This is a genomic window from Bacillus cereus group sp. N8 (assembly GCF_016483685.1).
In the GTDB taxonomy this organism is placed as follows: Bacteria; Bacillota; Bacilli; order Bacillales; family Bacillaceae_G; genus Bacillus_A; species Bacillus_A proteolyticus.
Genome location: NZ_JAEHBK010000034.1, coordinates 15,215 through 35,823, shown reverse-complemented (window position 1 = coordinate 35,823; position 20,609 = coordinate 15,215). Strand labels below are relative to the sequence as shown.

Sequence of the window (20,609 nt, the reverse complement as noted above, 5' to 3'; positions counted from 1 at the left end):
CTTTCTCATTAACATAAGAGAATAGTAACGTGCTTTCACCTTCAAGAATAGTCTAAATCCTTAAGTTGATGGATGTGGGGTACTGACCCATACCTATCAGGCTAAGATTTTAAGACACCCCACCGCCATCAAGCTAAAAAATTGTATCCATAAAACGAAAAAAACGCTATTCTTTTTGGAGAAATATACAGAAAGGGGGGTGTTTTTGGTATGAATTTATCGATTTCTGATGAATTACAATTGTTTTCTAAAGAATTACAGCAACATATGCCACAACATGCTCTGGATCAGTTAGCTAGAAAAGTTGGATTTGTTCAACGAAAAAGTAAATATCGTGCACAAGACTTAGTGGTCAATTTTTACATGTTCATGTAGGTTCGGGAAAGCAAAATGATAAAATTTATGGTTCTACTTGCTTATCGTCTCTTCAACCGCACGATGTATGTATACGTGATCTAGGATATTTCGATTTAAGAGATCTACATACGATAGACGAGTGTGGTGCTTATTTTATTCCTTACGATGGCAAGTTGAACTTATCTTTAAAACTTGGAAATCATTTTTTCGTATTCATCATTGTAATTCTGTCAAATTAGAACGACTAGAATGTCACTTATACGGACAATTAATTAGCATCCTTCTTTGTTCCTCCACCATGTTTCAAATGCACCGATTACTCCTCATCAAGAAGAAACGAGAATCAAGCGAATATAAAGCGATTTATATGATAAAAGATTATTTTCCACTTATTTATCAATCTCTACAAAAAGAGACACAAAAATTAACAAAGATATTGTCTCGGCTGTTTAATCTCTTACAGAAAAACGGACGAAAATCCCATAGGTATGAGAAGAAAACAGTCTTTGATATTTTAGGCGTCGTATATAACTTTTCTATGTCTCACAATCATGTAGCGTAATCCAAAAAATTGAAACCTGATAGGGTTTATTTGGTATGCACATCTTTAAAGAACTTACACTAGATCTTTAGAAAAAAGAAAAAATCTCACATGAAATTAAACTTATATAAGCTTAGCTTGATAGCGATGTGGTGGTACCCCTAATAGTTTTATAGACAGCTGATTATTTTATTCGATTTATAATCCTTTGTTTAGTTGATTATTCTTATTTTTAAGTTCCTTGATGCTTCACCTCTGCTATGGGCTACGTCCTCCTCTAAAACCAATTAACACCTTATATAATTCCTCTGTTTTAAACTCTTTCGCGTATAGTATGTAGTCTTTTGTTTTTAACTAATTTATTCTAAAAAGACTACGGAAATTTTAAAAGCTCAAACAAACATAACCCCGTTCTAAAGTTAGAACGGGGTTAAAAATATAATAATAAAGTCGCTTAAAAATCTAAGTTTTATTCAACAATAACGCCTTTTTATTGAATAAGAATTTTCTTCAAATATTTTTACTTCAGCAATGTATATTTCAGTAAAGGCTTTTTATAAAACGTCATTTACTTATTTGTTATTGAGTTGTTCCGCCAAACCGATTAGAAGTCCTTCGACTCCACGAATATAGCAGAGCTTATACGAGTCCTCGTACTGAACCACTTCGCCAACGAGCTGAGCACCATGCTTAGTGAGTCTGGATACCATTTCGTCAATGTCTTCAACGGTGAACATGACGCGTAGATAACCGAGGGTGTTTACAGGAGCAGTCCGGTGATCTGCTATAGTAGGTGGTGTGAGAAATCGTGAAAGTTCAAGTCGACTGTGGCCATCTGGAGTAACCATCACAGCAATCTCTACGCACTGAGAACCGAGTCCCGCGACCAGACCATTCACCTTCGACAGTTGCTCTTTCTTCGAGGTTCAAGCCAATCTCCTCGAAGAAAGAGATTGCGTCATCAAGGGATTCTACAACGATGCCAACATTGTCCATTCTTAGTAAGTTGTTTTTTGCCATAGTCTTATCTCCTTATTTGTAAAAATTTATCCCGCTATTTGTGGGAGTTTTACTGTCCATAAACGCCCGATTGGTGTGGGCTAATAATCAGTGGGGGATGAACAAAAAACCCACCTTTAACTGAAGTTATAATTAATATTATACCATTAAAAAATCCCCTTATAGTAGACGGGAAAAGAAAGCACATTAACCTGTTTACTTACTATGGAGGGGATTTTTCTATGGGCAAAATTAGAGTAGCTTACGATGTAGAATGTAAGAAAAAAGCTAGTTGAAATCATACATGTAAAGAAAATAATTGACTTACTTTAAATGTGTAACTATAATGGTTACAAAATAACCATCAGTAATGGGAATAAGTAATATTTTTTTAATATAATTGTAACTAATATGGTTACAATTAAAAAGAGAACATAAAACAACCAAAAAATGTAAAACCTTTAAATAGCAATGTGAGAAAGGAGACGGGAATTTTGAAACGGTTTAAGTTTTATATGATTAGCGGTATTGCGCTCGTTTTACTTGTAGTATGTAACTTCGTTGATAAGCCGATTGCGAAGGTTGAAGAAGTGAAAGATACTGTTATGATGAAGTTCAATACGAAAGAGAAGATGGCGCAAATCGATGGGCAGACGATTTATTTTAAGCAACTTGGTGAGGGGAAACCGCCCTTACTTATGCTTCACGGATTTGGCGGTTCTTCTGATGGGTTTAGTGATATCTATCCGGAACTTGCGAGAGACCATACGATTATTGCGGTTGATATTTTAGGATTTGGGCGTTCGTCTAAGCCGGTTGATTTTCAGTATTCGTTTCCTGCGCAAGTGAATTTATATTATAAGTTAATGAAGAAGCTCGGATACGATCAGTTCGCGGTGCTCGGTCATTCGATGGGAGGAGAGATGTCCTTTAATTTAGCGTATTTATATCCGGATGCAGTGACGCATCTCATTTTAGCGGATTCTACAGGGATTGAATCTTTCCAGCAAAAAGAAAGTTATGAAATGCCGCCAATATCGACAGACTTACAAACTGTAACAGAGATTACGGATTATAATAAAAATGAAGTGAAAAATAGTCGCGACGATAAAGAGCATTATGATCAGCTTACGAAAATGAGAGAACGCCGCATTGCGATGGAAGCAGATAAAATTAAGGTACCGACTTTAATTATTTGGGGTAGGCACGATAAGAGTGTTTCTTGGAAAAATGGTGAGTTGTATCATCAGCTATTTACAAATAGCACGTTTCATATTATTGAAAAAGGATACCACGCACCGTTTCGTCAGGAGCCAATCGAGTTTATGGAATATGTACAAGCGTTCTTCGCGGAGAATCCACAATGAAATTTTAAGCATAAATCCACTTCTTTCCTCATAGAGTGAAACTAATAAGGCTTGTCTAAGGAAAGGAATGAAGTGATTTGGAAACTTTACCATGGTGGATTTATCTTGTGATCATTGGGATTGTACTAAGTGGCTACATGGTTTTATATACTTCAAAAAAAGAGCAAGAGATGGATAATGAGTTTATCGAAAAAGAAGGCGAAGTTTATATGAAGCGCTTAGAAGAAGAGCGAGAGAAACGTAATCAGGATAGTGATAAGGATTCGGTTTTGCTTTAATAGAAAAGGTTTGAAGAAGAGGGATGTATTCCATTTCTCTTCTTTTTTGTTGTATGAAATATTTGTATAAGAAAAAAGTATATGTTTCGCTTATTAGCTGTCATTTTAAAATTGAAGACTTACTAAATGAAAAGGTAATTGATTTTTGCTAGAGGGCATTATATATTTAAATTATTAAATATATAATTTTAACGTTGTTCGGAGGGGTGAGAACTAACATGAATACAGAAAAATTTCAAACCTATGTATCGTTGTCAACAAAAGACTGGAGTGCTGAAACGTTTGTAAGAACCCTAGAAGAGATTGTAACTTCGGCAAAAGAATATGAAAATGATTACATTGAAATCCATCAAGTTTTAGAAATGGTAGTAACAGAAGTTGAAGTTGAGTACGTAATCATTCTAAATCATACAAGAAACTTAGATGATTTGGGGAAATACCTTAAATAATAATTTCTAAATACTGTTTATAAAAAGGAATGCCGTTCTATTTGAATAGAATAGGCATTCTTTTTTAATCCCTGCTAACAATGGAGATCTAATATTGCTACTTTAAAAAGGACGTAATCAGGATTCAGTTTTATTATAATTACGGGAAAGTGGATAGCATGTTGTTATCCACTCTTTTATTTCTTGGAATATATCAACGATTTTTTCAATATATCGACTTACCGACAGAAAGCGACAATGTTAAGAGATACGATTATTGTTCGGGAAATTATTATACAAGAAAAATATATGAAATCTACATACTACATAGCCCCATTTTAAGCTGCAACGCACAAGTTGCACAGGTTATGCAACGATAACTCGCTTTACTCTTCATCATTTATTTGACCATACTAGGCATAGAGAGGTGATAAACACAGTATGATTTTCAGTGAACGTTTAAAAGTAGAAAGAGAAAAAAGAAATTGGTCGCAAAATGATTTAGCTGAAAAAATTCATGTAAGTAGGCAATCCGTTTCGAAATGGGAGACGGGAAAGAACTATCCAAGCATTGAAATTATTATTCATTTAAGTGATCTGTTCGGTATTACAATTGATGAGTTATTGAGGAGTGATCAAGAGTTGACGCAGAAAGTAATAGAAGATAGTAAACAATTAGCGCATCCAAAATGGAAGGTGTTCTTTGATGGTCTATTCATGCTAGGGGTATTTTTGTTTGTTACAAAAATCGGTATATGGATGTTAAATAAGTTTGCCGGAGCCAGCATTACCATTATAGCGGATGCACCATATGTAATGAATTTTTTACCCCTCATATTAATGGTTATAGGTGGTACGGTTTCTGATAAGTTGAAGAAAATATATAGATAAGAGAAAGATTTGTAAGAAATCCCCTACACTAGCTGTTCTTTTCACTTAAATTGTGTACTATAAAGGATAGGATGACATAAAGAAGGGGACATTTAGAATGGAGTTTCATGAGCAAAAGATTTTGCCGGCAGTGAGGCAAATTAAAGATTTAGAAAAGCTATTACATAGTTCGTATGAGTATATTGTTATTTTAGATATTCATGTCGGTCAATTGAAGAGTGTTATATCACTTGCGAAGCAGCATAATAAAAAAGTATTTTTACATGTTGATTTGATCCATGGCTTGCAGAGTGATGGGCATGCGACGGAGTTTTTATGCCAAGAATATAAACCGTACGGGTTATTATCGACAAAGGCGAGCGTAATTATGAAGGCGAAGCAAAAGGGTGTCGTCTCCATTCAACGTATCTTCTTAATTGATTCTAGCGCGATGGAAAAGAGCTGTAATTTGCTAGAAAAGACGAAGCCGGATTATATAGAGGTGCTTCCTGGTGCGTTAACGGATGTGATTGCTGAAGTGAAAGAGCGTACAGGTGTACCGATTTTAGCGGGTGGTTTCATTCGTACTGTGGAGGATGTTGAAAGAGCGTTAAATGCTGGTGCGACAGCAATTACGACATCGAAGAAAGAACTATGGAAACATTACCAGCAAAAGTGACGAAAATGTGAAAAAATTCTGTTGACACCGCTTTCACGAAAGGTTAACATTATAGACAAGTTAATAAACGTGACGGAGAAAAGAAGAGATCCACATTTTATTGTTTCTATATACTTTTATATAGAGGCATGTAAGCTGTGGATCTTTTTCTTTTGAAAAAAACGAATGGCCATTCATTTTACCTCTATCACTTTTGAAAGCGTTTAAATTGATTGCGGAGGGATACTATGTCAGCATTTTTAGGAGAGTTAATAGGGACAGCGTTGTTAATCTTACTTGGTGGCGGCGTTTGCGCTGGTGTAAGTTTAAAGAAGTCGTTTGCGAAAGATTCTGGTTGGATTGTAATTACGATGGGCTGGGGGTTAGCGGTAGCAGTTGCAGCGTATGCAGTTGGATCAATTAGTGGGGCACATTTGAATCCAGCTTTAACGATAGGACTTGCTTTTAAGGGAGCGTTCCCATGGAGTGACGTACCAATGTATATCGCAGCACAAATGATTGGGGCAATTATCGGGGCAGTTCTTGTATATTTACATTACTTACCACACTGGAAAGAAACAGAAGATCCAGGAACAAAGTTAGGTGTATTTGCAACAGGTCCAGCAATTCCGAACACATTTACAAACCTTTTAAGTGAAATGATTGGAACATTCGTTTTAGTATTTGGTATATTAGCAATTGGAGCAAATAAATTTGCAGATGGTTTAAATCCATTTATCGTAGGTTTCTTAATTGTAAGTATTGGTTTATCATTAGGTGGAACAACAGGATACGCAATCAACCCGGCTCGTGATTTAGGTCCGCGTATTGCACACTTCTTCCTTCCGATTGCAGGAAAGGGCGGTTCAAACTGGAAGTATGCATGGATTCCAGTAGTTGGTCCAATTTTAGGTGGATCACTTGCAGGATTATTCCATCAAGTTGTATTTGAAGGAAAACAAAATTCAGCACTTATTTATGTGATTATTGCAACTGTGATTGTACTAGCAATCTCTTATATGACAAGTAAAAAAAGCGGAACTACTACAAATAGTAGAAAAGTAGCATAGGGGGAAACCGATATGAAAAAATATATTCTTTCATTAGACCAAGGAACAACAAGCTCACGCGCAATTCTTTTCAATAAAGAAGGAAAAATCGTTCATTCAGCTCAAAAAGAGTTTACACAACATTTTCCAAAGCCAGGCTGGGTTGAGCATAATGCACAAGAAATTTGGGGATCTATTTTAGCAGTTATCGCAACTTGCTTAAGTGAAGCGGATGTAAAACCAGAACAAATCGCTGGTATCGGTATTACGAACCAACGTGAAACAGCGGTTGTATGGGATAAAGAGACTGGAAAACCAATTTATAACGCAATCGTATGGCAATCTCGTCAAACAGTTGAAATTTGTGATGAGTTAAAAGAAAAAGGTTATAGCGAGATGGTTCGCGAAAAAACAGGTCTTTTAATTGATGCATACTTCTCTGGTACGAAAGTAAAATGGATTTTAGATAACGTTGAAGGTGCAAGAGAAAAAGCGGAAAACGGCGAGTTATTATTCGGAACAATTGATACATGGCTTGTATGGAAATTGTCTGGCGGAAAAGCGCACGTAACAGACTACTCAAATGCATCACGTACATTAATGTTTAACATTCACGACTTACAGTGGGATGATGAGCTTCTAGACATGTTAACAGTACCAAAGAGCATGCTTCCAGAAGTACGTCAATCATCTGAAATATATGGAGAAACAATTGATTACCACTTCTTTGGCCAAAATGTACCGATTGCAGGTGTAGCTGGTGACCAACAAGCAGCATTATTCGGACAAGCTTGTTTCGGTGAAGGTATGGCGAAGAATACTTACGGAACTGGTTGCTTCATGTTAATGAACACAGGCGAAAAAGCAGTTGCTTCTGAGCATGGCCTATTAACAACAATTGCATGGGGTTTAGATGGTAAAGTAAACTATGCATTAGAAGGAAGTATTTTCGTAGCAGGTTCTGCAATTCAGTGGTTACGTGACGGAATGCGCATGTTTAAAGATGCGAGTGAGAGTGAAGTGTACGCTAGCCGTGTTGCATCAACTGAAGGTGTATATGTTGTACCGGCATTCGTAGGACTCGGAACACCGTACTGGGATAGCGAAGTACGCGGCGCTATGTTTGGTGTAACACGCGGTACGACGAAAGAGCATTTCATTCGTGCAACGCTAGAATCTTTAGCTTACCAAACGAAAGATGTATTATGCGCAATGGAAGCTGATTCAGGTATTGAACTGAATACATTACGCGTTGATGGCGGGGCAGTTAAGAATAACTTCTTAATGCAGTTCCAAAGCGATATGTTGGGTGTTCCTGTAGAGCGTCCAGTGATCAATGAAACGACAGCTTTAGGTGCAGCATATTTAGCTGGTCTTGCGGTTGGATATTGGAAAAACCAAGATGAAATTAAAGCACAGTGGCATATGGACAAACGCTTTGAACCAACGATGGAAGCGGAAACAAGCGAAGAGCTATATGCTGGATGGAAAAAGGCAATTGAAGCAACAAAAGCTTTCAAATAATCATAAACAGTGTTATAATGGTGACAAGTTAATAATTCGGTAGGAGATTTGGAGAGACCACAACGCGCTATAGAGGCGAAATCTATAGCGGAGTTTGTGGTCTCTTTTTTCGTTATCAAAGGGAGGAATTACCATGAAATTTTCAAGTAAACAACGTAAAGACGTATTAAATGGAGTAAATAAACAAGAGTTAGATGTGATCGTAATTGGTGGAGGTATTACTGGTTCTGGTATTGCATTAGATGGGGCAACACGCGGTTTATCAACGATTGTGTTTGAAATGCAGGACTTTGCAGCAGGTACATCAAGTCGTTCAACGAAACTTGTACACGGCGGTTTACGTTATTTAAAACAACTTGAAGTGAAAATGGTAGCAGAGGTGGGGAAAGAGCGTGCGATCGTATATGAGAACGGTCCCCATGTAACAACACCAGAGTGGATGTTACTTCCGTTCCATACAGGCGGTACGTTCGGATCATTTAGTACATCAATTGGTCTTCGTGTATACGACTTCTTAGCAGGTGTAAAACGAAGCGAGCGCAGAAAAATGTTTAACCGTGAAGAAACATTAAACAAAGAGCCTCTTGTGAAAAAAGAAGGATTAAAAGGTGGCGGTTACTACGTAGAATATCGTACAGACGATGCGCGTCTTACAATTGAAGTAATGAAAGAAGCAATTGAGCATGGTGCGAAAGCTGTTAACTACGCAAAAGTAGACAGTTTCTTATATAAAGATGGAAAAGTATGCGGTGTACGTGTAATCGATTTACTAGACGGAGAAGTGTACGAGGTTTACGGTAAGAAAATTGTAAACGCAGCTGGTCCTTGGGTAGATACACTTCGTGAAAAAGATAACTCGAAAAAAGGAAAAGTACTTCAATTATCAAAAGGTGTTCACTTAGTAATTAATCAAAAACGTTTCCCATTAGGTCAAGCGATTTACTTTGATACACCAGATAAACGTATGGTGTTCGCGATTCCTCGCGGTGGAAAAACATACGTAGGTACAACAGATACGTTCTATGATAAAGACGCAGCTGTACCGCACATGACAACAGAAGATCGCACATACATCATTAATGCGATTAACTACATGTTCCCAAGCGTGAAAATTACAGAAAAAGATGTGGAGTCAAGCTGGGCTGGTGTACGTCCGTTAATTTACGAAGAAGGTAAGAATGCATCTGAAATTTCTCGTAAAGATGAAATTTGGACTTCTGAATCTGGTTTAATTACAATCGCGGGCGGAAAATTAACAGGATACCGTAAAATGGCTGAAATGGTAGTAGACTACGTAACAAACCTACTACAAAAAGAAGGTCATAGTGCATATGCGAAGAGCGACACGAAACATATGCCAATCTCTGGCGGACATGTAAGTGGTTCACACGGATTCCCAGCATTCGTTGCGAAAAAAGCAGATGAAGGTACGAAATCTGGTTTAACGAAAGCACAAGCAGAAGAATTCGCGAAATTCTACGGCTCTAACGTTGATATACTATTCGACTTAGCGAAAAAACATAAAGATGAAGCGAAAGAATACAACATGCCGCTAGACGTTCTAATCCCACTTGTATACGCAATGGATTACGAAATGACAGCAAAACCAGTTGACTTCTTCGTACGCCGCAGAGGCGCTGTATTCTTCAACATTCACTGGGTATACGAGTGGAAAGAAGCAGTAATCAACTACATGGCTGCGAAATTAGGCTGGAGTAAAGAAGAGCAAATGAAATACACAGCTGAACTAGAAAAAGCATTAACAGACGCTGTCATTCCTGTAGATCAACAAGAGCAGGCAGCTGCGTTAGCGTAAAATAGAGAAACACCTGAGGAAAGCCTTCAGGTGTTTTTTATCTTGACTAAAAATAAATAAAATGTGTTACAATGATGATAGAGTATATAGTATGAATTTTGCATAAAATAAAGAAGACAGAAGCCTGAGAAACTTCTGCCTTTGTAACCTAACTTGCTATTGTGGTGGTAGTAGGTGCGGTTATAAGACAATTACATTAACGTTTTAGCCGAGAACCGCCCTTACCTTTTCCACGAAGCAGGGTGGTTCTCGCTTTTTTGTATGCAGAAATTAGCCATGGACCGACGTATCTTCTACCGATAACAACGCCAGCTCCGGTTAGGATACCATACACTAACTTAATTACAAACATCGCGATCATTTTATCACCTCCCCCCTTTTTTCAAAATGGAAGAGATGATTGCCACACCTACTAGTTATAGCTTATTAAGTTACATTTTAATTGTATTATGTTTTAAAATAGGGAACAAGACATATGGATGAAAATTCCTATCTTTAAGAAGAGCATTAGTATCAGGGGACAAGAAGCAAATAAATATTCGTAAAAAAACGGTATGGACATTGCCATCCGTATTTTTTTATGAATTTATAAAATTTTTCCATACAGTGCGTCGTCTAATATATGGGAAGGAGGAAATGATGTGGATGAATTAACGGTAGAAGCGTTTGAAATAGAAGATAAGGAAGACCTTATCGATGAAATAATGAACAAGTATGGACAAGAAGTCCTGCAGCTTGTGTATTCATATGTAAATAATAAAGAGGTCGCTGAGGACTTAACGCAAGATATATTTGTGAAATGCTATAAATCTCTTCATACATATAAAGGGAAATCGAATGTAAATGTTAGATAGTATGTAGAGGGTTATGAAAAATAACCCTTTTGTTGTGTTTAAATAAGTGAACTCGCTTCAATAGAAGTACATAATTCAGAACGAGAGATTGATTCAGCTAGTTGTTGTAAATAGGCGTATTCTTCCGCGTCTTTTTCAGAAGTGTTAGGATCTAATAAAGGTGAAGATAGAAGTACATCAATCGTAAGTGTGTCTGCATGATGAGAAGTGATATTATAACCTGCAAATACAGGTCGTTTTAAGTCTTTTACTTTTTGAATCATCTTATGGAATTTCGTAACACTTATATTGATTTGTGCGAATGGAAAGCATTTTTGGGTAGGATTCTCGATGGTTTTAAGATAATATTTTAGTTAGAAGCTATTTAATTAGTGTTTATAAATAGAGGATAAGTTCCTCAGGAAAATAATAATAAAATTAGTAGGAGTAAGGTATGGAAGATATATTTTTTATGGCACTTTGTTTTTTTATATCCTGTGGAATTATATTATTTGGGATTAAAATAGATAAAGAAACTTTTAAAGAGCAGCGTATGAATTCATTAATATTTTCTTTATTAACCCCCTTTCCAATCGTGCTGTCCTTAAGTTTTTATTTGTTTAAAATTTTTGCTATTGGTGTAGGATTAGCGATATTATATTCGATTTCCTATGATGTATATAGTTATTTTTGGTTGTAATTTATTAAAAAAGGAAGAAGAGCTGATAGCAACTCTCCTTCCTTTGTTTTTAAGGTGTAAATCCTGCATAAAAAAGAAACACCTTGATACGAATCAAGGTGTTGTAATAAGCTCAAAACTCTCCGAATTAGCCCCAAGTATAAAAGGACTAACTTCGCCAACGCTATAAAGTTGCAACTCATGCATTGCGCGCGTGCAAGCAGTGTAGAACAATCTACGAACGCTCTCATCACTGTATACATCTTTAGAAGCATCGTAAATAATAACAGCATCAAATTCGATACCCTTTGCTAAATAAGCAGGGATGATAACAACACCTTGTTCATATTCAGCAGAGGTGCTCTTCACAAGTTTAATATCTTCAATGCTACTAAGTGCTTCATATGCAGCGGCGCTTTCAGCTGCAGATTTACATATAATTGCGATCGTATTGTGCTGTTGTTTTTGTAGTTCGGCAACTTTGGCAGTAATATGTTCGTGCAGTTCGTTGTAACCAGACACTTTCGTCACTGTAGGTTTCTCACCGTCACGTTCAAAGGCGTGAATGTTCTTGCCTTCCGGTACGAGATATCGTGTAAATTCAATAATCGGTTTTGTTGAGCGATAGCTACGAGTTAAGTTGATGCCGTTTGTTTCATCTGGTCCATATAAGCTAGTAAGTGTATTGAAATTCACTGTTTCACTTGCGTGAGCGAATATTGCTTGGTTAAAGTCTCCGAGTACAGTCATTTTTGCTGCAGGGAAGAGACGTTTTAAAAACTCGAACTGAAACGGAGAATAATCTTGCGCTTCGTCTACGAGTACGTGTTTAATTGATCTGTTCGTTTGGAAGCCTTCAATTAATTCTTTTAAAAGTAAAAATGGAGTCGCATCCTCGTAATGTAGCTTTCCTTCATCGAGCATGTTCACCGTTAGCGAGCAAATGTCGTCCCAATCTTTCGGTTTTTCTCCAGTAACCCATGATGCATCTGTGAAGAGTTGTTTATATATTCCAGTGAAATTGATGAAACGCAATGTTTGGACGCCTTTACGAAGCGGCTTCAATTTTTTACGGACAATCATACGTCCAAGTACTTTCGTTTCTTTCTCATAATCATTAAAGGAGTTGTCTTCAAACTCTCCTTTTTTCTGTAAGTATTTATAAGCTTTTTGATATTCATCTTTACTAAGTAGTTCAATTTCTTCTTCTACCCAAGGTTTTTTTAGTTCTGCCTTTTCGATTGCATCTATTTGTTTATTTAGCCACTCCGTTAATTTCTCGATTCTATTATGGAAGCGGAGGGAGGAATCAGTGTTATAAAATTGCTCTGCGATTTCTTTAGCAGAGGCAATCAGTTTTCCTCTAAATTTCATTCCTCTAAATAACATGCCTGAAGATTCAAGGGATTGTCTATACGTTCTAATCATTTCGAAAAATTGAGTGGATGCTTTAAAGCGAATGCTCGCATTTCTAGTTTTATAGGCAGGGCTATTCGTTTCAGTCAGCATATATTCTAGTTGTTCATAAGGATCTTCAACGTCAAATGACTTACTGAGTCTATGGTTTAAATATTCCTGGAATGTCACTTGCTGCATATTCTCTTCACCGAGTTCTGGCAATACGTTAGATACGTAGCTGTTGAACATGGTGTTAGGGGAGAAGAGGATGATTTGATCTGCTTTTAACCATTCGCGATATTTATATAGTAAATAGGCAATTCGCTGCAAGGCAGCCGACGTTTTACCACTACCAGCAGCTCCTTGAACGATAAGTAGTCGCCCTTCATCGTGACGAATAATTTCATTTTGCTCGCGCTGAATAGTAGCAACGATACTTTGCATATGTTTGTTTGTACCTTTTCCGAGCGCTTGTTGCAGGATTTCATCGCCAATTGTAAGGCTCGTATCGAACATAGAATCAATCTCGCCATTTTGAATAATGTATTGCAATTTCTTTTCCACATTACCGTGGATTACGCCCCCTGGTGTACTGTATTCAGCCGGTCCTGGTGGATAATCGTAGTAAACACTCGAAATAGGTGCGCGCCAATCGTATATAAGAAAGTTTTCTCCGCTTGCATCGGTAAGGGTAGCGACGCCGATATAAATTTTCTCTGCATCAGATTCTCCTTCTTCTTTAAAATCGATTCGTCCGAAGTAAGGTGCTTTATGCATACGTCGTAGTGCGGCAAGTCGATTAAAGGTGTGCTTATGGGTGATTTGTGTTACGGCTAGTGACTGAGCTTGTTGTCTTAAGTTGATAACTGTTTCAAGATAATCATCAAAAGTATCAGTGTTAACTTTAACATCATCCCAGAAGTGTTTACGAATGTTGATTACTTCTGCCCGGCGTCTGCCGGTTTCGCTTTCCAGTTTATCAATTTGCTCCGTAATAGTTTCTATTACGCTATCCAATCGTTTTTGCTCTTGATCAAGTTTTTTGTTCATACGTAAGCGCTCCTTTAAAAGTGAAAAATAGAGGTTGACTGAAGATGTGTTTTGGTGTACAATTAAGATACGGATAAATACATTCTGATGTTATTAACGAATGCGTTTCTGTACTAATTTAACATAGTTTTTTAATTTAATCAATGATAATAAGATAAACCTTGGTTCCGCATGCGCGAATCGAGGTTTTTTTGTTTTTCTTTAAGAGGGGACTGCAAGCATTGTCAGTTTTTGTCGGTAAGTCGATATAATTGAAAAATCGCCGATATAAATAGATCTATAGTTGATCGATTTGAAGAACCAATTGTATAATTTCATTTACCGAATCCGGATGTAACGTATCGCGAAGAGAGGACATACAAAAAAAGCTCGGGCTTAGCCCGAGCTTTTCATTATTTCTTTGCGTCTTTTTTAGCGTCAGCTTTTGGTTCTTCGAAAAGATCTTTCAAATCTTTGTCGTCAACTTTTACGTCAGCTTTTTTGATTTCTTTCATCATAAGATCGTTCATAAATTGAGCATCTTGTGATTTTTCTTGAACTACTTCTTTTTTGATGTCAGCTTTTGCTTGATCGAAAGTTTTGTCAGCATGAGTATCAGTTACTTTAATGATATGGTAACCATGCTGTGTTTTTACTGGTTCACTTACTTCGCCTTTTTTCAGCTTACGAGCAGCTTCATCGAATTCTTTAACCATTTTATCTGGTCCGAAGAATCCTAAGTCGCCACCTTTTTCTTTTGAACCTGGATCTTCAGAGTATTGTTTCGCTAACTCTTCGAAAGATTTACCTTGTGCAAGTTCTTCTTTCACTTTTTTAGCAGTCTCTTCATCTTTTACAAGAATATGGCTTGCTTTAATTTCTTGCTTATAGTCCTCATATTTTGCTTTTAAATCTTTATCAGTAATTGATTTTTCAATCGCTTGTTCTTGAGCTAATGAAGCGCGAACACCATTTTTAACTGTTTCTTCTTTAAGACCTTGTTGTTTCAATAGTGTATCGAATTGGTCACCGACTTGCTTTTTCATTTCATCGTACTTTTTGTCTACTTCTTTGTCATCGACTTTGTAGTTTTTGATAAGTACTTTTTCCATAACCATGTTATTTAGTACTTGTTTACCAGCTTGTGTCTTCATTTGATTGTAGAACTCTTCTTTAGTGATGTCACCAGCTTTAGATGTAACAATTTTGTCTGATGATGATGATGATGTTCCACATGCTGATAATGCGATTACACTTGTTGCGGCTAAGGCAAGCATAGCTTTCTTCATTCAATAAACACTCCTACTATTATGTATTTTTAATTTATCCCATACAAATGAAGAAACGCCTTATGATAGGTTATTTTCGTTCATAAGAACCCGATTAAGTCTCACTGATGTCTTTGCTTTTTTATATGTAAAAGCACGCTTAACAGGGCTTAGCGAGGCTTTGGGATAAAGTTTAGATGCGTGTCGTTTATTTCATAGTATAAGCAATATGTACAAAATTTAATATATCATATTTCGACTCGTTTTCCTATTGATAAAGAAATTTTAACCAGTTTGTGTCAGATTTTGAAGGGGTACCATATTGGGCGCATGTTGCATATACAGAAAAGAGGAGGGGATGGGGGATGAATTCTCAACTTATTTTATTACTTGTACTGTTTATTTTATTGGTTATAGTAGGTATAATTTGCTTATAGAGGAAAAAAATGAGGAAGGGGCTTTCCTTCCTCACTTTCCATGAAATATAATTTCTATATAACTAGAAATTAATAGAATGGTAATACATACATTAATAACTCGAAAGACACCTGGCTGGCGGCTCGCAGATATTTGTTTTCGCTCACACAGTGTATGTGTCATGAAATTCGTGTAAAATATAACAAGAAGTGCGAATGCGACAAAAACAACGGTTATAAGAGTCATGAGGCGAGACCTCCTTTTGGCTAAAATACATATACTTTATATATTGTATCATACGATATTTTGTTCGTGTTACAAAATTCAGAAATAGAAGACTTTGTGTTAGGAAGCGAGGGAGAAAATGGACGTTGTAAGAAGACTAGAACAAGCTGAATATTACGTAGACCTACTATTTAAAATGATTGATGAAGAAAAGTGTCCATTTTATTCTTTAATCATAAAGAAAAAAGCTCGTAAAAAAGATATTGAACGTATACTAAATCTTTGTGAAAAACTGAACGAACAATACGTAAAGGAGAAAGCAGAAGGCTTTCTATTGTTCGATGCGCTGTTAGATCAATTTGAAAAAGCGCTTCCACATCAGCTCGAAGTAAACGAAACTGCGGAAGCGCTAGTAAAGCAAGGCTTATTTGTACCACTTATGAATGAATTTTTACGCATGATTGCGAAAAGATAAAAAGATTATTTTTTAACTAATTTTTGATCAGTCTCCGTAAAGTTCTCCTCAATATTCTCTAATGATTTCTCAAAAATATCGATGAAGTCTTGTCCGTAAATATTACGCAGGATTGCGATAAGTTCGATATTTTCTGGGAACTTACCGTAAAAATTACGAAGTGCAAGAGCCCCATTAAACACAGAATTATTTTCAGGATCATACTCCTCCATTAAGCGAAGTAGTAATTCTTCCCCTTTGTCTGTAATTTCAATGTACGTATTTCGTTTATCATCTTCTTTTTTCGAGAATACAAGATAGCCGCGTTCTTCTAGCTTTTTAGAGAAGTTAAACGCCGTTGATACGTGCATAACTCCAAACTTAGCAATCTCAGAAATAGAAGCCCCTTTTAAATGATAAGCGATTGATAAAATGTGATGCTCGTTAATGTTTAAATCGTAAGGTTTAATCCACTGTTGCCAATCTTTCTCTACGCATTTCCATAACGCTTTCGATAATTGAGCAATGCGTTGGCTGAAAATCATCGCTTCTTTTACCGAGTAATCTTTTTCTCCACTTTTCATTTACTCACCCACTTTAACATTCTTTTTCATTACTATCTATTATGCCAGTAAAATAAAAATTAATAAAGTCTTTTTGTGAGAATTGTGAAAATTTTTTGGAAAAATGACAATCTATACAAATCATGCATAACTATGGAAGCGTTTTATGAGTCAAGAATACATGTGTTGTCTTTACATGTTAAGGGATAACAGATATTGTAAATGCATAAAAACACGGCATATCTATGTGATATGCCGTGTCAAGGTCAATTCGTATAAAAAATATTTGTTATATGCAAAAAACTAAGCAGGAATATGTTTACGCTTTTTCGGGAACGGCTTCTTGTAGTTTCTCAATTGACTTTTGAATGTCTAAAATTTCTTTTTCGATATGCCGTTTGTTTTGAGAAATATCTTGTTTCCAGTTAGAAAGCGTGTCTTGCATATCGTCTTTTAGTTCTTGAAATACTTCTTTACCTTCTGAAGCAGTTTCAACGATTTGGCGCTTTAACAACTTCGTATCAGCTGTAATATCAGCTAATGTCTTTTTAATATCAGTTCCTTTTTCTTTCAGCTTACCGCGCATAGCTTTACCAGAAGAAGGAGTTGAGAAAAGAACGGCTAGTCCAGCAACTGCTCCGCCGCAAATTACACCTGTAATAAAGGATTTAGCTTTTGACATAAAAGGAAACCTCCTTATTTTTCGTTCGTATTCATGATGTATAAAACTGTGCATATCTTTAAGTCATGAGGAAGAAAAGTGAACTTTTCTCTCTTGTACGTGCTATGCACAAAAAATCATATCCTCGGCATTTTTTGTGAAGAAACAAGCCATAGGGTATATATGCCAAAGGGATAGGCTTGTTATGTATTACTTCTTATTATAGTGGCACTATTTCACACTATTTGCAATTGTACTTGCGATGTTTTGTAAATTTTCCATAGTGTATTCATTTTGGTGTGATTTCCAAACAGCACCGAAACCATCGTTTTCACCGTAGCGTGGAATTAAATGAAGGTGGAAGTGGAATACAGTTTGTCCAGCTTTCTCGCCGTTATTGTTAAGCAAGTTGAAGCCAACTGGATTAAATTCTGCTTTCATTGCATTTGCGATTTTTGGAACGACAGCAAAAATGTGTGATGCGATTTCTGGCGTTAACGCAAAAATGTCTTGTTTGTGAACTTTTGGAATAACAAGAGTATGTCCTTTTGTTACTTGACTAATATCTAAAAATGCAAGCACATGTTCATCTTCGTATACTTTTGAACAAGGGATTTGCCCGTCAATAATTTTACAAAAAATACAATTGTCCGCTGTATGATTCATCGATCTCATCCTTTCAAATAGCCTTAGCCGTATTTTACCATAATTACATAGTAGAACAAACACGAAAAACAGGAAGCTGACTCAGCTTCCTGTTTTCTGAAGAGGGATTGAAAAAGCATTTTTTATAATTTACGGTTCGCAGACACCTCATTTATTTAAGAAATGCACGGTAAATCGGCTAAAGTTTCTGCCGTAGACACCCCATTTTCAAGTGAAATGAATTGCAATCTTTTTTTAAAATGAAATTGTTTATTTTTTAAAACAGTATATGCTCTTTCGGAGACACCCCGTTTCGAAAATGAAACAAATTATCTGGTTATGTGTAAATTTCATTGTCCAATTTGGACACCCCATTTCATGATGACTTCACTGTGTTGTTATACTCATCAATTGGTGGTTGCTTTTTCAATGTGTTCCTTCCTCACTAATTATGATGTCCGCTTTCGTAAAAATATATGCCAAGAAATTTAAATTTTTTTTTGGAGGCATCGAAACTATGTAGTGCACCATGATTTTTGGTAAGATGAATATATACATTTCTTACAAAAGTGAATGAATATCAATGAAGAAAGTGGTGTCGTATGAGCGAGTTATTGCGTGTAGAAAATGTTACAGGAGGATATACGAAACGACCTGTACTGCAAAATGTTTCGTTCTCTGTTAATAAAGGCGAGCTTGTCGGCTTAATCGGTTTAAATGGAGCTGGTAAAAGTACGACAATTAAACATATCATCGGTTTAATGGAACCCAAAAAAGGAACTGTCACAATTAACGGGAAAACAATTCGTGATGATATGACAGCGTACCGTTCTAGTTTCTCTTTCATTCCAGAAACGCCAGTATTATATGATGAGTTAACGTTAGAAGAGCATTTGAAATTAACAGCGATGGCGTACGGTGTAGATGAAAAACAATATGAAGAACGCGTAGGACAACTATTACAAGAATTTCGTATGAAAAATCGTTTAAAGTGGTTTCCATCTCATTTCTCAAAAGGGATGAAACAAAAAGTAATGATTATGAGTGCATTTTTAGTTGAGCCATCCCTTTACATTGTGGACGAACCTTTCGTTGGGCTTGATCCGTTAGCGATTCAATCGCTTCTTCAAATGATGGATCAAATGAAAAAGAGTGGTGCAGGTATTTTAATGAGTACACATATTTTAGCGACAGCAGAGCGCTATTGTGATTCATTCATTATTTTGCATCAAGGTGAAGTGAGAGCGATGGGAACATTATCAGAACTTCAATCTGGGTTTAACATGCCTGGTGCAACGTTAGATGATATTTATATTGCATTAACAAAGGAAGAAGATTATGAATAGCACAGCATTATGGAAAGAACGATTTCGGCACTTTCTAAAAGAAGTTCGTACATATAGTAAATACGTATTTAATGATCATTTGAAATTTATTTTCATATTTATCATCGGCGCAGGAGCGTATTATTACCAGCAATGGTTACAAACGTTAACATCTTCGTTTCCGACAGCGCTCGTTATGGCAGTCTTACTTGGCCTCGTATTAACAGCTGGATCCATCCAAACGTTATTAAAAGAAGCGGACCTCGTGTATTTGCTGCCAGTTGAAGAAAAGTTAAAGCCTTACTTTACAAAGGCATTTCTCTTTACGTTTATGATTCAGTTATACATAATCGCAATCGTAGCGGCTGCGCTTGCCCCGTTATATTTCCAGCAAATGAAACAAACAGGAGCGGCTTACATATGGATTGTACTCGCATTCGTCATTGTAAAAGCGTGGAATTTATTCGTTGCGTGGGAAAAATCATTTTTAACAGATCAAAGCGTTCAAAAAACAGATTGGTTCATTCGTTTTATCTTAAATGGATTATTTGTGTATTTCCTTGTAGAACGTACTTCAGTCATTTTTACTGGTGTAATTGTCTTTTTAATGGTGCTATACCTTGCTGTTATGCATCAAAAGGTGAAGGGAAAGCCGTTGAACTGGGAGTATTTAATTTCTGAAGAAGGTAAAAAAATGATGCTGCTGTACCGCATTGCGAATATGTTTGTTGATGTACGGGAGTTAAAAGAGAGAGTATCACGTAGGAAATGGCTTGATTTTATCCTTTCGATGATCGGTGAGAAGCGTACATATTTATACTTATATACGAGAACATTTTTAAGATCTGGTAACTATTTTGGCTTATATGTGCGCCTGCTCGCTCTTGGAGGAGTTATTCTTTACTTTATTCCATTTTTATATGGACGATTTATCGTAAGCCTTGTTTTCTTATACTTAATCGGTTACCAGCTCTTAACCCTTTGGAAACATCACCGTATGAAAGTTTGGCTTGATTTGTATCCAGTAGAGGAAGACGAGAAGAAGGAAGATTTTCTTACTTTATTAAATGCGATTCTTATTATCGGCAGTGCTGTATTTACAATTTTATTTGCACTTGCGACGAAAGATTTCATTATGACCGGCATTTTATTTGTAGTAAGCATATTATTTAGTATTGGTTTCGTTTATCGATACAGTGCGAAGCGCATTGAGCGTTTAAACTGA

At 36.4% G+C, this 20,609-nt stretch carries 20 protein-coding genes and 4 pseudogenes; 15 read left to right on the top strand and 9 right to left on the bottom strand.

What is annotated here, in order from left to right; translation table 11 throughout:
* Window positions 1-210: 210 nt before the first annotated feature.
* Together JDS80_RS32410 and JDS80_RS26400 are read left to right on the top strand one after the other, a co-directional pair.
* The gene (locus tag JDS80_RS32410; protein ID WP_412676971.1) at window positions 211-375 is read left to right on the top strand and encodes a hypothetical protein; all 165 of its coding nucleotides are present in this window, start codon (window positions 211-213) and stop codon (window positions 373-375) included.
* A pseudogene (locus JDS80_RS26400) lies at window positions 345-919 on the top strand (transposase); the annotation flags it as partial. The gene JDS80_RS32410 and the pseudogene JDS80_RS26400, both read left to right, overlap by 31 nt.
* A 551-nt stretch (window positions 920-1,470) precedes the next feature.
* On the opposite strand, the pseudogene JDS80_RS26395 reads toward JDS80_RS26400, so the two are convergent.
* A pseudogene (locus JDS80_RS26395) lies at window positions 1,471-1,918 on the bottom strand (VOC family protein).
* Between the two features lie 473 nt (window positions 1,919-2,391).
* On the opposite strand from JDS80_RS26395, the gene JDS80_RS26390 reads away from it, so the two are divergent.
* The 8 genes from JDS80_RS26390 to glpD all read left to right on the top strand — a co-directional run bounded on the left by JDS80_RS26390 (window position 2,392) and on the right by glpD (window position 9,887).
* A complete protein-coding gene (locus tag JDS80_RS26390; RefSeq protein WP_199640364.1) occupies window positions 2,392-3,264 on the top strand; it encodes an alpha/beta fold hydrolase in 873 nt (290 codons plus the stop codon).
* Window positions 3,265-3,341: 77 nt separating this feature from the next.
* Complete coding sequence (locus tag JDS80_RS26385; protein WP_002170693.1) at window positions 3,342-3,542, top strand: sporulation YhaL family protein; 201 nt, start codon at window positions 3,342-3,344, stop codon at window positions 3,540-3,542.
* A 218-nt stretch (window positions 3,543-3,760) separates the two neighbouring features.
* Complete coding sequence (locus JDS80_RS26380; RefSeq protein ID WP_199640363.1) at window positions 3,761-3,991, top strand: hypothetical protein; 231 nt, start codon at window positions 3,761-3,763, stop codon at window positions 3,989-3,991.
* 420 nt (window positions 3,992-4,411) lie between these two features.
* The gene (locus JDS80_RS26375) at window positions 4,412-4,861 is read left to right on the top strand and encodes a helix-turn-helix domain-containing protein (RefSeq protein ID WP_199640362.1); all 450 of its coding nucleotides are present in this window, start codon (window positions 4,412-4,414) and stop codon (window positions 4,859-4,861) included.
* A 97-nt stretch (window positions 4,862-4,958) separates the two neighbouring features.
* The gene (glpP, locus tag JDS80_RS26370) at window positions 4,959-5,519 is read left to right on the top strand and encodes a glycerol uptake operon antiterminator GlpP (protein ID WP_071747291.1); all 561 of its coding nucleotides are present in this window, start codon (window positions 4,959-4,961) and stop codon (window positions 5,517-5,519) included.
* Between the two features lie 227 nt (window positions 5,520-5,746).
* Window positions 5,747-6,568 carry a glycerol uptake facilitator protein GlpF gene (gene glpF / locus JDS80_RS26365; RefSeq protein WP_071747292.1) on the top strand — a complete coding sequence of 274 codons (822 nt, stop codon included), beginning with the start codon at window positions 5,747-5,749 and terminating at the stop codon, window positions 6,566-6,568.
* Window positions 6,569-6,580: 12 nt separating this feature from the next.
* A complete protein-coding gene (glpK, locus tag JDS80_RS26360) occupies window positions 6,581-8,071 on the top strand; it encodes a glycerol kinase GlpK (protein ID WP_199640361.1) in 1,491 nt (496 codons plus the stop codon).
* Window positions 8,072-8,204: 133 nt separating this feature from the next.
* Window positions 8,205-9,887, top strand: a complete 1,683-nt coding sequence (gene glpD / locus JDS80_RS26355) for an aerobic glycerol-3-phosphate dehydrogenase (protein WP_199640360.1) — start codon at window positions 8,205-8,207, stop codon at window positions 9,885-9,887.
* 196 nt (window positions 9,888-10,083) lie between these two features.
* Here glpD and JDS80_RS26350 read toward each other — a convergent pair whose 3' ends face one another.
* The gene (locus JDS80_RS26350) at window positions 10,084-10,248 is read right to left on the bottom strand and encodes a hypothetical protein (protein ID WP_199640359.1); all 165 of its coding nucleotides are present in this window, start codon (window positions 10,246-10,248) and stop codon (window positions 10,084-10,086) included.
* Window positions 10,249-10,528: 280 nt separating this feature from the next.
* Between JDS80_RS26350 and JDS80_RS26345 the strand changes: the two are divergent.
* Window positions 10,529-10,729, top strand: a pseudogene (locus JDS80_RS26345) (sigma factor); the annotation flags it as partial.
* A 50-nt stretch (window positions 10,730-10,779) separates the two neighbouring features.
* Here JDS80_RS26345 and JDS80_RS26340 read toward each other — a convergent pair.
* Window positions 10,780-11,079 (bottom strand): annotated as a pseudogene (locus JDS80_RS26340) (hypothetical protein); the annotation flags it as partial.
* Window positions 11,080-11,174: 95 nt separating this feature from the next.
* On the opposite strand from JDS80_RS26340, the gene JDS80_RS26335 reads away from it, so the two are divergent.
* The gene (locus JDS80_RS26335; RefSeq protein WP_071772347.1) at window positions 11,175-11,420 is read left to right on the top strand and encodes a protoheme IX farnesyltransferase; all 246 of its coding nucleotides are present in this window, start codon (window positions 11,175-11,177) and stop codon (window positions 11,418-11,420) included.
* Window positions 11,421-11,513: 93 nt separating this feature from the next.
* Here JDS80_RS26335 and helD read toward each other — a convergent pair whose 3' ends face one another.
* The 3 genes from helD to JDS80_RS26320 all read right to left on the bottom strand — a co-directional run bounded on the left by helD (window position 11,514) and on the right by JDS80_RS26320 (window position 15,757).
* Window positions 11,514-13,847: an RNA polymerase recycling motor HelD gene (helD, locus tag JDS80_RS26330; RefSeq protein ID WP_199640358.1), complete on the bottom strand. Its 2,334-nt coding sequence runs from the start codon at window positions 13,845-13,847 to the stop codon at window positions 11,514-11,516.
* Window positions 13,848-14,239: 392 nt separating this feature from the next.
* Window positions 14,240-15,115 carry a peptidylprolyl isomerase PrsA gene (gene prsA, locus JDS80_RS26325; protein ID WP_199640357.1) on the bottom strand — a complete coding sequence of 292 codons (876 nt, stop codon included), beginning with the start codon at window positions 15,113-15,115 and terminating at the stop codon, window positions 14,240-14,242.
* Window positions 15,116-15,562: 447 nt separating this feature from the next.
* A complete protein-coding gene (locus JDS80_RS26320; protein ID WP_000172692.1) occupies window positions 15,563-15,757 on the bottom strand; it encodes a hypothetical protein in 195 nt (64 codons plus the stop codon).
* Window positions 15,758-15,875: 118 nt separating this feature from the next.
* Between JDS80_RS26320 and JDS80_RS26315 the strand changes: the two genes are divergently transcribed.
* The gene (locus tag JDS80_RS26315) at window positions 15,876-16,211 is read left to right on the top strand and encodes a DUF1878 family protein (RefSeq protein WP_071747306.1); all 336 of its coding nucleotides are present in this window, start codon (window positions 15,876-15,878) and stop codon (window positions 16,209-16,211) included.
* Window positions 16,212-16,216: 5 nt separating this feature from the next.
* On the opposite strand, the gene JDS80_RS26310 is transcribed toward JDS80_RS26315, so the two are convergent.
* The 3 genes from JDS80_RS26310 to JDS80_RS26300 form a co-directional block, all read right to left on the bottom strand.
* Window positions 16,217-16,774, bottom strand: coding sequence for an HTH-type transcriptional regulator Hpr (locus tag JDS80_RS26310; RefSeq protein ID WP_000834921.1), 558 nt, complete (start codon window positions 16,772-16,774; stop codon window positions 16,217-16,219).
* 298 nt (window positions 16,775-17,072) lie between these two features.
* Window positions 17,073-17,435, bottom strand: coding sequence for a YtxH domain-containing protein (locus JDS80_RS26305; protein ID WP_000030296.1), 363 nt, complete (start codon window positions 17,433-17,435; stop codon window positions 17,073-17,075).
* A gap of 210 nt (window positions 17,436-17,645) precedes the next feature.
* A complete protein-coding gene (locus JDS80_RS26300; RefSeq protein ID WP_001016832.1) occupies window positions 17,646-18,080 on the bottom strand; it encodes an HIT family protein in 435 nt (144 codons plus the stop codon).
* 581 nt (window positions 18,081-18,661) lie between these two features.
* Here JDS80_RS26300 and ecsA point away from each other — a divergent pair.
* Window positions 18,662-19,405, top strand: a complete 744-nt coding sequence (ecsA, locus tag JDS80_RS26295) for an ABC transporter ATP-binding protein EcsA (RefSeq protein WP_001292616.1) — start codon at window positions 18,662-18,664, stop codon at window positions 19,403-19,405.
* Window positions 19,398-20,609, top strand: coding sequence for an ABC transporter permease (locus tag JDS80_RS26290; protein WP_199640356.1), 1,212 nt, complete (start codon window positions 19,398-19,400; stop codon window positions 20,607-20,609). Before ecsA ends, JDS80_RS26290 begins: the two co-directional genes overlap by 8 nt.